This window comes from Methylophaga thiooxydans DMS010 (genome assembly GCF_000156355.1).
Classification (GTDB): Bacteria; Pseudomonadota; Gammaproteobacteria; order Nitrosococcales; family Methylophagaceae; genus Methylophaga; species Methylophaga thiooxydans.
In genome coordinates this window covers 50401-61683 of sequence record NZ_GG657892.1, presented here as the reverse complement: position 1 = coordinate 61683, position 11283 = coordinate 50401, and the positions used below count along the sequence as shown (strand labels likewise).

The 11283-nt window shown below is 46.0% G+C and carries 14 protein-coding genes; 11 read left to right on the top strand and 3 right to left on the bottom strand.

From position 1 onward, the window contains the following. From MDMS009_RS16475 to folE2, 3 genes are all read left to right on the top strand, one after another. Positions 1–428, top strand: a 428-nt coding sequence (locus MDMS009_RS16475) for a transketolase C-terminal domain-containing protein (RefSeq protein WP_272941070.1), incomplete at its 5' end; no start/stop codon positions are given. A 44-nt stretch (positions 429–472) separates the two neighbouring features. Then, the gene (gene queD / locus MDMS009_RS04280; RefSeq protein ID WP_081443595.1) at positions 473–853 is read left to right on the top strand and encodes a 6-carboxytetrahydropterin synthase QueD; all 381 of its coding nucleotides are present in this window, start codon (positions 473–475) and stop codon (positions 851–853) included. A gap of 4 nt (positions 854–857) precedes the next feature. Further along, positions 858–1667, top strand: coding sequence for a GTP cyclohydrolase FolE2 (gene folE2 / locus MDMS009_RS04275; protein ID WP_008290683.1), 810 nt, complete (start codon positions 858–860; stop codon positions 1665–1667). A gap of 50 nt (positions 1668–1717) precedes the next feature. On the opposite strand, the gene MDMS009_RS04270 is transcribed toward folE2, so the two are convergent. Beyond that, a complete protein-coding gene (locus MDMS009_RS04270) occupies positions 1718–2377 on the bottom strand; it encodes a retropepsin-like aspartic protease family protein (protein WP_008290672.1) in 660 nt (219 codons plus the stop codon). A 25-nt stretch (positions 2378–2402) separates the two neighbouring features. On the opposite strand from MDMS009_RS04270, the gene mobA reads away from it, so the two are divergent. Genes mobA through ttcA form a run of 3 tightly spaced genes read left to right on the top strand, consistent with a single transcriptional unit; the run spans position 2403 to position 5640 of the window. After that, the gene (gene mobA / locus MDMS009_RS04265; RefSeq protein WP_008290583.1) at positions 2403–3515 is read left to right on the top strand and encodes a molybdenum cofactor guanylyltransferase MobA; all 1113 of its coding nucleotides are present in this window, start codon (positions 2403–2405) and stop codon (positions 3513–3515) included. Between the two features lie 2 nt (positions 3516–3517). Then, positions 3518–4777: a molybdopterin molybdotransferase MoeA gene (gene moeA / locus MDMS009_RS04260; protein ID WP_008290595.1), complete on the top strand. Its 1260-nt coding sequence runs from the start codon at positions 3518–3520 to the stop codon at positions 4775–4777. After that, positions 4774–5640 (top strand): tRNA 2-thiocytidine(32) synthetase TtcA, encoded by an 867-nt coding sequence (gene ttcA / locus MDMS009_RS04255; RefSeq protein ID WP_008290589.1) that lies wholly within the window; start codon positions 4774–4776, stop codon positions 5638–5640. Before moeA ends, ttcA begins: the two co-directional genes overlap by 4 nt. 263 nt (positions 5641–5903) lie before the next feature. Here ttcA and MDMS009_RS04250 read toward each other — a convergent pair whose 3' ends face one another. Both MDMS009_RS04250 and MDMS009_RS04245 read right to left on the bottom strand, forming a co-directional pair. Beyond that, a complete protein-coding gene (locus MDMS009_RS04250) occupies positions 5904–6296 on the bottom strand; it encodes a VOC family protein (RefSeq protein ID WP_008290568.1) in 393 nt (130 codons plus the stop codon). Between the two features lie 103 nt (positions 6297–6399). Further along, on the bottom strand, positions 6400–7284 hold the full coding sequence (locus MDMS009_RS04245; RefSeq protein WP_008290563.1) for a DMT family transporter: 885 nt from the start codon (positions 7282–7284) through the stop codon (positions 6400–6402). A 72-nt stretch (positions 7285–7356) separates the two neighbouring features. On the opposite strand from MDMS009_RS04245, the gene dapC reads away from it, so the two are divergent. From dapC to MDMS009_RS04220, 5 genes are all read left to right on the top strand, one after another. Continuing rightward, the gene (dapC, locus tag MDMS009_RS04240) at positions 7357–8550 is read left to right on the top strand and encodes a succinyldiaminopimelate transaminase (protein ID WP_008290544.1); all 1194 of its coding nucleotides are present in this window, start codon (positions 7357–7359) and stop codon (positions 8548–8550) included. Between the two features lie 21 nt (positions 8551–8571). Further along, complete coding sequence (gene dapD, locus MDMS009_RS04235; protein ID WP_008290621.1) at positions 8572–9393, top strand: 2,3,4,5-tetrahydropyridine-2,6-dicarboxylate N-succinyltransferase; 822 nt, start codon at positions 8572–8574, stop codon at positions 9391–9393. Positions 9394–9498: 105 nt separating this feature from the next. After that, positions 9499–9843 (top strand): ArsC family reductase, encoded by a 345-nt coding sequence (locus MDMS009_RS04230; protein WP_008290607.1) that lies wholly within the window; start codon positions 9499–9501, stop codon positions 9841–9843. 1 nt (position 9844) lies between these two features. Continuing rightward, positions 9845–10975: a succinyl-diaminopimelate desuccinylase gene (gene dapE, locus MDMS009_RS04225; RefSeq protein ID WP_043887915.1), complete on the top strand. Its 1131-nt coding sequence runs from the start codon at positions 9845–9847 to the stop codon at positions 10973–10975. A gap of 8 nt (positions 10976–10983) precedes the next feature. Further along, positions 10984–11274, top strand: coding sequence for a hypothetical protein (locus tag MDMS009_RS04220; protein ID WP_043887914.1), 291 nt, complete (start codon positions 10984–10986; stop codon positions 11272–11274). Positions 11275–11283: the final 9 nt, after the last annotated feature.

Genomic DNA, 11283 nt, shown 5'->3' with positions numbered 1-11283 from the left:
GTATTGGACGCGACATTGAACCTGCTTTGAACACGCTTGAAATAGGCAAAGCGGAATTGCGCCGCAAGGGTAAAAAAGTCGCTATTCTTGCATTTGGCAGTTTAGTCGATGCCGCTGAACAGGCCGCGCAGCAGATTGACGCTAGCGTTGTGAATATGCGATTTGTTAAACCCTTGGATACCACGCTTATCCGTCAACTTGCTGATGAACATGATTTACTTATCACCATTGAGGAAAATGCGGTCATGGGTGGTGCTGGCAGTGCCGTCAATGAATATCTGCGTGAAATCGGGCATGACGTCGCGATTAGATTGATGGGATTACCTGATAAATTCATCGATCACGGTGTACACAAACAGATGTTGTCTGATTGTGGACTGGATGCAAACGGAATTATCGATGTGATTAATCGATACTTTCCGGCATAATACCCTGTTCTCGAGAACAATTCCTGAGTATAATAGTCAACAATATGAGCGCAACTTATACCCTTAAAATCTTGGCCGATTTTGCTTCAGCACACACCCTTAGAGAGTATCCAGGTGACTGCAGTCGCATGCACGGCCACAACTGGAAACTGGAAGTTGAGGTTACCGCCACCGCGCTCAATGAGCATGGCATGGGCATGGATTTCAAGACCATTAAAACTGCTGCCCGTGAGTTGGCTAAAACCTTGGATCATCGGTATCTGAACGATATCCCCCCCTTTGATACCGTCAATCCAACCGCTGAGAACATCGCCCAGTATTTTTATCAAAAGCTGAGTGGCACACTCAACAATGAAACAGCCAAGATTTCAGGCGTCACCTTATGGGAAACCGATCGCGCCTGTGTGAAATATAGCGAGGAATAATTGAATGAGTACTACCCCAGCAAGCACTAAAAACGACGAAATCGAAGACGTTCAGAATATTGCTGATAAACGTCAAATTGCGATTGATAAAGTTGGTATCAAAGATATCAAACACCCGGTCAAAGTGAGTGACCGTACTAAGGGTGAACAGCACACAATTGCTAATTTCAACATGTATGTGAATCTGCCGCACCATTTCAAAGGCACACACATGTCACGTTTTGTTGAAATTCTGAATCAGCATGAAGATGAAATTACGGTTAAATCATTCCGTAAAATGCTGGGCGAAATGACAGAACGCCTTGATGCTGAATCAGGTTATGTCGAAATGAATTTCCCTTATTTCGTCAATAAGGAAGCGCCCATTTCAAAAGTGCGCAGCCTGATGGATTACGATGTTAGCTTCATCGGTGAAATCACAGGTAAAGATACCGCAATGACTGTTAAAGTCGTTGTGCCAGTTACAAGCTTGTGCCCATGTTCGAAAAACATCTCTGATTACGGCGCACATAATCAACGTTCACACGTGACATTAACCGTTCGTGTTGACAGCTTTATCTGGATTGAAGATCTGATTGATCTGGTTGAGAAACAAGCCTCATGTGAAATCTACGGTTTGTTGAAACGCCCGGATGAAAAATACGTCACCGAGCGTGCTTATGATAATCCTAAGTTTGTGGAAGATATGGTGCGTGACATTGCTGCAAAACTGAACGAAGACGACCGTATTAATGCCTACACCGTTGAGTCAGAAAACTTTGAATCAATACATAATCACTCAGCTTACGCCTTAATCAGCAAAGGCTTCGATTGATAACAAAGAAAAAAGTAAAAAAAGCCCGGTTTATCCGGGCTTTTTTTTAATTAATATTTTTGTTGTAAGTCCAGCCGTTCACCATTGTGCTGGATATCTAATTGCCCCAAGAAAGACATACCCAGCAGAGCTGGTGATGGCTCCTCCCCATCAAGTACCACAGCTTCTACGTTGTAGAGTTTGATTTCATCTAACTGCACATAATCTAAGACGACACGATAAGCCATGCCTCTTCCCGATGCGGTACGAATACCAATCCGTTCACCACGATAAAAATCGATACCCAGGCGTTCTGCAGTGGCTGCATTTAAGGCGATACTGCTTGCCCCTGTATCAACTAGAAAGTCGACACTATACCCATTGACTGTGCCAGTCGTTAAGTACATACCATTTTTAGGCCATACACTAACTTTCGGCTGCGCAGTTGCTGCTGAAAAATTACTACTTACTCGGTTTCCCAATTGAAATTTTTGTTGTGTACCGTTAATTTCCATTACAGCTTCATTACTGGTAGCCGAGATCAACTTAAGTCCCTCGGGGGTGACACTGCCGACTTTTAGCAGATGCTGTTGGCCATTGACTTCAACCACCGCTTGTCCGGCAAATAAGCCAAGCACAACAATATCCAATTCATCAGCCAATGCTGTAATGCTATTTAACAGTATAATAAGCGCGGTAAACCAATATTTAGCCATGACTTTTTTCCACATTAATCAGGTTCAGGCAAGCAGTAAAATGAGTGTACAAATCAACCCTTCCGTGACGGGCGTCATTTTAGCCGGTGGCCAAGCTCGCCGCATGGGCGGTGCTGATAAAGGTCTAATGCTTTATCAGCAGCAGCCTATGGTGCACTATGCTATTCAGGCAATGCAGCCACAAGTCGATACGCTCATTATTAACGCTAATCGTCATATTGACCAGTACCAATCCTTCGGTTATCCCGTTACTCAAGATTCTATTGAAGGCTTTCATGGGCCTTTGGCTGGAATGTTAACCGCGATGGAACAGGTTGAAACTGACTTTATTCTCACTGCACCCTGTGATTGTCCCAGTATTTCCAAACAACTACGCCAGCGCATGATGGAAACCTTATTACTGACACAAAGCGATGTCGCCGTTGCCAGTGATGGCGATCGTCTACAACCTGTTTTTTGTTTGATTCCTACCCGACTCAAAGACAGTCTCAACAGTTTTCTGGAACAAGGCGAACGCAAGATTGACCGTTGGCTAGCACAACACAAAATGGCAGAAGTAGACTTTTCAGACCAGCCTGAAACGTTTGTTAACTTTAATCACCCGGAAGACTTACAACAGCCACTTGCCACAAAATCGCCCGTCCCCATGATAGGTTTCTCTGCGTTCAGTGGCACGGGAAAAACAACCTTACTGACCAAACTATTGCCTGAGCTAAATAAACGTCGTCTTCGTGTGGCCGTCATCAAGCATGCTCATCACAACTTTGATATTGATAAGCCCGGTAAGGATAGCTATGTAATTCGTGAGGCCGGTGCGCAGCAAATGTTGATCGCATCATCAAAAATGATGGCACTGATGGAAAAGCAAAATAGCGATAACGACCCGATACTGTCAGCTTTATTGCCCAGATTGGATATGGCTAAACTGGATTTGATTTTGGTCGAGGGGTTTAAGCATGAAGCGATCCCTAAAATCGAATTACACCGTCCCAGCCTTGGAAAACCACTGTTATTCAGGGATGATCCTCATATCATTGCGATTGCAAGTGACGAAACGTTAACCAATACCGCGCAATTGGACACATTGGATATTAATGATATCGCTGCCATGGCTGATTATATTAACCACTTTATTTCTTCTTGGACCGCCTAATTATGGCTGAATTTACGCCGCAACCGAGTTGTGCTGATCCACAAGACCAACAAAGTCTCAATGTCGAACAAGCACGCGCTCATATCGATACCTTATTGCTACCTATCAGCAGTTGGCAAAAACTTGCTCTGCGTGAGGCATTGGGCCATGTTTTACACCAGCCGATAAAATCGCCAATACAGGTACCGCCACATAACAACTCTGCTATGGATGGTTATGCTATGCATAGTAGTGATATACAAGCAGATAGCTTTACACTGACCCAAGTCGGTATTGCTTATGCAGGTCAACCTTATATCGGCCAAGTCGCTAAAGGTGACTGTGTACGCATCATGACCGGCGCCATGATGCCGCCTGAATGTGACACTGTCATTATGCAAGAACATGTTGCTGTTGATGGTCACAGCATTACCGTCCACGGTACGCAAAACCCGGGACAAAATGTTCGCATGGCGGGTGAAGATATTCAGCAAGGTGACTCGGTATTGCCCGCAGGTCATCGTATTACGCCTGCTGATATGGGTTTGATAGCCTCATTGGGTATCGCAGAAGTCATCACCAAACGTCGTTTACGCGTTGCTTTCTTCTCCACCGGTGATGAATTACGCTCGATTGGTGAATCACTGGAAGCCGGACAAATCTACGACAGCAATCGCTACACGCTCTATGGCATGTTAAAGCGCTTGGATGCCGATGTGCTTGATATGGGTGTGGTACCTGATAATAAAGCCGCACTGAAGTCTGCATTACAACAGGCGGCGGCAGAAGCCGATGTTGTCATTACCTCAGGGGGTGTCTCCGTGGGTGATGCCGATTACGTCAAAGAAATGCTCGCTGAACTTGGCGAAGTCAACTTCTGGAAAATCGCAATGAAGCCCGGTCGCCCATTGGCATTTGGTAAAATACAAGATGCCTTGTTTTTTGGCCTGCCCGGCAACCCCGTCTCCGTGATGGTGACCTTTTATCAATTTGTGCAACCCGCGTTGAGAAAGATGGCAGGTGAAAATCCACAGCCGCTGCCTTTAATGCAAGTACAGACAGAAAGCGCTATTCGTAAACGACCCGGTCGGTTTGAGTTTCAGCGCGGTATTCTCTTTGAAAATGAACGGGGCGAACTCAAGGTTCGCACCACCGGTCAACAAGGTTCCGGTATTTTACGCTCAATGAGCGTCGCCAACTGCTTCATCTTACTGGATGAAGAATGTGATGGCATAAATCCCGGCACTATCGTTACCGTACAACCCTTTGCAGGTCTCGTATGACAGATGAAACATTAGTAAAACAACAACTCGAGTTTAATAAACTACGTAAGCGTTTACGGCGTAATGTTGGTCAGGCAATTGCTGACTACAATATGATTCAGGATGGCGACAAGGTCATGGTCTGTTTATCCGGTGGTAAGGATAGCTACACCATGCTGGATATTCTGATTAACCTCCGCGATCATGCGCCAATTAATTTTGAATTGATTGCCGTGAACTTAGATCAGAAACAACCGGGGTTCCCAGAACACGTACTGCCGGAGTATCTCGCGTCTATCGGTGTGCCTTATCACATTATTGAAAAAGACACCTACAGCATTGTCAAAGAAGTCGTGCCTGAGGGTAAAACCACCTGTGGTATCTGTTCAAGACTGCGTCGCGGTTCTTTATATGGTTACGCTCGACAAAATGGGATTACCAAAATTGCATTAGGTCATCACCGCGACGACATTATTGAAACGTTGTTTTTGAACATGTTCTACGGCAGCAAAATCAAAGCGATGCCACCTAAGCTGCTGAGTGATGATAAAACCAATATCGTCATCCGCCCTCTGTGTTATGCCAAAGAGTCCGACATCGTCAAATATTCTGACGCAATGCAATTCCCCATTATTCCCTGCAACCTATGTGGCTCACAAGAAAACCTGCAACGTCAGGTCATTAAAGACATGCTACAAGGCTGGGAAAAAGAGCACCCAGGACGACTGGAAAATATCTTCCGCAGTATCCAGAACCTGTCACCGTCACAACTGGCTGATTTAGATTTATTTAACTTTACGGATCTGGAACAACAACGTCAGCAACCGACCGGTGAAGAAGATCAGCGTTTCAACGAGATGCAACAACCCGCATTGGCTCGTTAAGCGAATTCGGGAAAAAGTTATCACCAGTTAAACGCTTTATTACAAGTTGATGATAACTATCCTCGCTAAGTCATTGAATCTATGCAGAACAATTTTAAGTCATTGTTTTGTATAGCTATATTTTAATGCTGTTTTTTTAACCACCACCGACGGTGTTGTTACAGAATAATGACTTAGCGATTTTCACAAGAGTTAATCACAGAGTTATCCACAGAATTTGTGGGTAACTCTGTAAGTCCTTGATTGACCGTTTCAGATAACTTTTAGCGTTGCGCTGGGGCCGTGAAATCTTCTGAAAACTCAATTGCGTTACCATCCGGATCACGACAAAAGAATGCCGCACGACCAGACTTGCTTCGGGAAAATTCATAACCTGCCTGTTCCAGTCGTTGCGCTAACGCTTCTAAATCTTCTACCACTAAAGCCACATGACGATCACGACCACCATGGGCAGGTCGTCCCTCAACAGAATCAGGGTTCGGTAGCTTCATTAAGTGGATTTGTTGGCCGTTATCACCAATATCCAGCCATGCCCCATCATAAGCAAAGTCTGGTCGATTGGGGTTAACGGGGATCTGCAAAATATCACTGTAAAACGTCAATGACCGGGACACATCTTCAACAAGAAAGCTGGCGTGAGCAATAGATTTAATCATGGTTTGGACCTGATTGATAAATAAGAACGCTGACAAGCACTGCCGTCAGAATAGTTGATAACTTTATGTATTATTTTAACGTGATCCCGCCTCAAGCCCAACATCAATGGTCTTTACCACTTTTTGCCATGCCATAAGCTGCAACAAAAATAAGCGCGCCACCTATCCACTCTGCCACGGTCATTCTCTCACTGGTCAATGCCCATGCAGACGCGGCGGCAACGAGTAATTCAAACAACATTAATATTGCAGAGCGAAACACGGGCATGCGGGCAAGTCCATAGAGCACGCTGATTGTCATCGCGGTAAAACACAAACCACCCAAGACCATCACGGCCAGCCATAGGTTTAGAGGAAGCTCGGGAACCGATGATTGCTTAAGTAACAGCACCACCACGGCAACCATAACAACGCCCCAGTAAACCACCGTTGTTTTTACTTCCATCGCCACTTGCGCCAGTTTGCGACTAAGCACGTTATTGACAGAAAACATCACGCTGGCAAATAACGCTAACCAGTCTGCAGGACCATGCGGCCAAGGCAGCCCTACTTCTGGGTGCCACAGCATCATAAAGGTGCCTGACATTGCCACCAAAATCATCAGCATGGATAGACGTGAAATACGCTCCCCCAGCCACCAGCGGCTTAGCAATACAGACCATAAAGGTGAGAGATAAAAAAGCAACATCACCCGTAATACTTCGCCTTCAATAAGGGCGACAAGAAATGAAATATTGGTTAAACCCGCCGCTAAGGCCAAAAACCAGAGTGTGGGCGGCCATGCTGTGGTCAGTCTTTTCCGTACCCATAATAGCTGTAATGTCGCAACGACTGCTGAAGCGAAATAAACAACCAGGATTGTCCAGACAACGGGCATACCCGCCTGTTCCAGCAATCGCATGGGATACCAAATGAGTCCCCACATCGCTGAGGAAAACAAAATCGCCGCTACGGCCAGATAATATTCTTTGTTATTCACTGTGTTCATGGCGTGAGGTTATAACACGAGAAGCACCCAACCCGTTATAATGGTCTGATTTTTCATTAATCCCTGGTCTTTATGAATCCGGAACTGGCGAAACTTCATCCCTATCCTTTCGAAAAGTTGTCGCAACTCAAACAAGGTTGTGAACCACCTGCTGACAAGCCGCATATTGCCTTGTCAATTGGTGAGCCTAAACACCCGACACCTGGCTTTATTACAGAAGCCGTGATTGCGCACCTGCATGGACTGTCATCGTATCCGACAACAGCAGGGACAAATGAACTGCGTCATGCTATCGCGACATGGCTGGATAACCGTTTCAAATTGGATGGCCACATTAATGCCATCAGTCAGGTTTTACCGGTCAATGGTACACGCGAAGCACTGTTTGCTTTTGCTCAGGCCGTGATTGATCGCAGTCAAGATCCAGTCGTCTTAATGCCTAACCCGTTTTATCAGATCTACGAAGGTGCGGCGATTTTGGCGGGTGCAGAGCCGGTTTATTTAAATTGCACGGCGCAAAATAACTTTATTCCAGACTTTGATGCCGTTGAAGAGTCCACCTGGAAACGCTGTCAGTTACTCTACATCTGTAGCCCTGGAAACCCAACGGGTGCTGTGATTGATAAAGCAACGTTGACGCAGCTTATTGAATTGGCACACCAATATGACTTTGTGATTGCAGCCGATGAATGTTACTCAGAAATTTATGATGACGCGGCTGAAGCGCCAGTTGGTTTACTGGAAGCCGCTCATGAAGCTGGATATACCGATTTAAGCCGTTGTGTGGTTTTTCATAGTCTGTCCAAACGGTCAAACTCACCCGGTTTACGGAGTGGCTTTGTTGCTGGTGATGCTGTTATTTTAAAACAGTTCCTGCGTTACCGAACCTATCATGGTTGTTCAATGCCACCAGCGACTCAGGCTGCCTCTATTTCGGCATGGAGTGACGAAGCTCATGTTGTTCATAATCGTGAGTTGTATCAGGAAAAATTCAAAGCAGTACTGGAAATCTTATCGCCAGTAATGAATGTGAGCATGCCTCAAGCAGGTTTCTATTTGTGGGCTGAAACACCGGTCGCTGATACCCAGTTTGCCAGACTGTTATTTGAACAGCAGCATGTGACCGTTCTGCCAGGTAGTTATCTGGGGCGTGACACAGCAAAGGGTAACCCAGGCGCCAATCGCGTTCGCATGGCCTTGGTTGCACCGCTTGAAGAATGTATTGAAGCTGCGGAGCGGATCCGCAGCCTTATAGAAAGTTTATAAATTGAATCAATGGAGATCCCAATGAGCGATATTCAACAAATTATCGAAGAGGCGTTTGAACGCCGTGCAGACATTAACCCTGCGAACGCAGACAGTGATGTCAGAAATGCCGTCAATGAAGCCTTGGCTATGCTGGATAACGGTACTGCCCGTGTTGCAGAAAAGCAAAATGGTGACTGGGTCGTTAATCAATGGCTGAAAAAAGCCGTTTTGCTGTCATTTCGTCTGAACGACAACAAAATCATGCCAGGCGGCGAAACTAACTACTTCGATAAGGTAGAGCCTAAATTTGCCAGCTTTAACGAAGATGACTTCAACAAAGCCGGTGTTCGTGTTGTGCCACCTGCTGCTGTTCGTCGCGGTTCATATGTCGCACCGGGCGTTGTATTAATGCCTTCTTATGTCAACATTGGTGCCTATGTCGATTCCGGCACTATGGTTGATACTTGGGCAACCGTCGGTAGCTGTGCTCAGATTGGTAAAAACGTTCACCTGTCTGGTGGCGTTGGTATCGGTGGTGTATTAGAACCACTGCAAGCTGGCCCGACTATTATTGAAGATAACTGCTTTATCGGTGCGCGTTCAGAAGTTGTTGAAGGTGTTGTTGTGGAAGAAGGCTCAGTGATCTCAATGGGCGTCTACATTGGTCAAAGCACCAAAATCTTCAACCGTCTGACCGGTGAAATCACATACGGCCGCATCCCTGCAGGTTCTGTTGTGGTTTCTGGTAACCTGCCTTCTAAAGATGGCAGTTACAGCTTGTACTGTGCGGTTATCGTCAAACAAGTTGACGAAAAAACCCGTGGTAAAGTCGGTATCAACGAACTTCTGCGTGACATCTAAGCCACAATCATCGGCTTATTAATCAACAGGGACGCTCTGAAAAACGGAGCGTCCCTGAATGATTCTAAATTTTTTCTCGTTTAATATTCAGACCTAAAAAATCACATGATCATTTACGGCATAAAGAATTGTGACACCGTCAAAAAGGCTCGTCGCTGGCTGACAGATAATAACCTTGAATTTGACTTCCATGATTTTCGTCAGGATGGACTGGATAAAGCAACGATTAACGTTTGGCTCGAGAGCGTGGATTGGGAAACGTTACTGAATAAACGTGGTACAACATGGCGTAAACTGGATGATCCGCGCAAAGATCAGCTAGATGAAGCAACTGCCATCACATTAATGTTGGAGAATCCCACTTTAATAAAACGTCCCGTACTCGTGACAGAACAACAGTGCACGGTTGGATTTAAAGAAGCTGATTACGCGATATTATTTGGAAAATGAGATGTCTGAAACCTTAGATTTAACACAACAACTGATCCGCCGTGACAGCGTCACGCCTGAAGACAAAGGCTGTCAGGTTTTACTGTCTGATCGTTTGGCACCATTTGGTTTCAAAGCTGAGCATATGTGTTTTGATGACGTTGATAACCTGTGGCTTCGTCGTGGCAATACAGGGCCTGTTATTGCCTTTGCCGGTCACACAGATGTCGTGCCAACAGGACCGGTTGAGAACTGGTCACACGCGCCATTTAATGCCGACGTGATTGACGGCATGCTCTATGGTCGCGGCGCTGCCGATATGAAAGGCAGTATTGCTGCAATGGTCACGGCCTGCGAACGCTTTGTAAAAAAACACCCCGAACACGAGGGCAGCATCGCTTTTCTTATTACCAGTGATGAAGAAGGTCCTGCGGTGAATGGCACCGTCAAAGTGGTAGAAACCTTACAAAGCCGTGGCGAAGAAATTGACTGGTGTCTGGTGGGTGAACCATCCAGTACCGACAAAGTCGGTGATATTGTTAAAAATGGTCGTCGTGGCTCGTTAAATGGGCGGCTTACAGTCAAAGGCAAACAAGGCCACATTGCTTACCCACATCTGGCAGAGAATCCCATTCATCTAATGTCACCGGCATTAACAGAATTGTGTTCAGTGGAATGGGATCAGGGTAATGCTGACTTTCCGCCCACCAGTTTTCAAGTATCTAATTTGAATGCGGGAACCGGCGTCACCAATGTTATTCCAGGTACAGCGGAGTTAATTTTTAACTTCCGTTTCTCGACAGAGGTAACCCACGAAGAATTACAGCAGCGAGTAGAAGCTATTCTCAATACGCATCAACTTGACTATGAGCTGAAATGGGAACTCTCGGGTAAGCCGTTTCGTACCGCAAGTGGTGAACTATTAGAGGCCGTGCAAAACGCGATTCACGAGGTCACAGGTTACCCAACGACGCTTTCTACATCGGGTGGCACTTCCGATGGACGCTTTATCGCTCCAACCGGTACACAAGTGATTGAGCTCGGCCCGCTCAATGCTACCATTCACCAGATTGATGAATGTGTCTCGGTCGCCGATCTTGACACGCTGTCTGAAATTTATGAAACTCTCCTGCTCAAACTTCTGGTCAACTAGGCACGATCTTGTTTAATCCCCACTACAAACGACACTGGTTTTATGCGCTAGCAGCGATTGTGCTGTTGTTGCAGTCGTTTGCGGTCTGGCATGATGCAGAGCATGCTTTCCACGCTGACGATGCGCAGTGTGAACGCTTAAATGCTATCAACCATGTGCCAGTTGCAGATATCAGCCCAGATATCATCGTCACACCACGCCACATTATCGTTGCAAGCAACCACGCACATTATGTTTTCGCGTTGCCAACGAATACGCGTTCACATCACGCTATCCGCGGCCCACCCTCTTTCTCATAAACCACCACA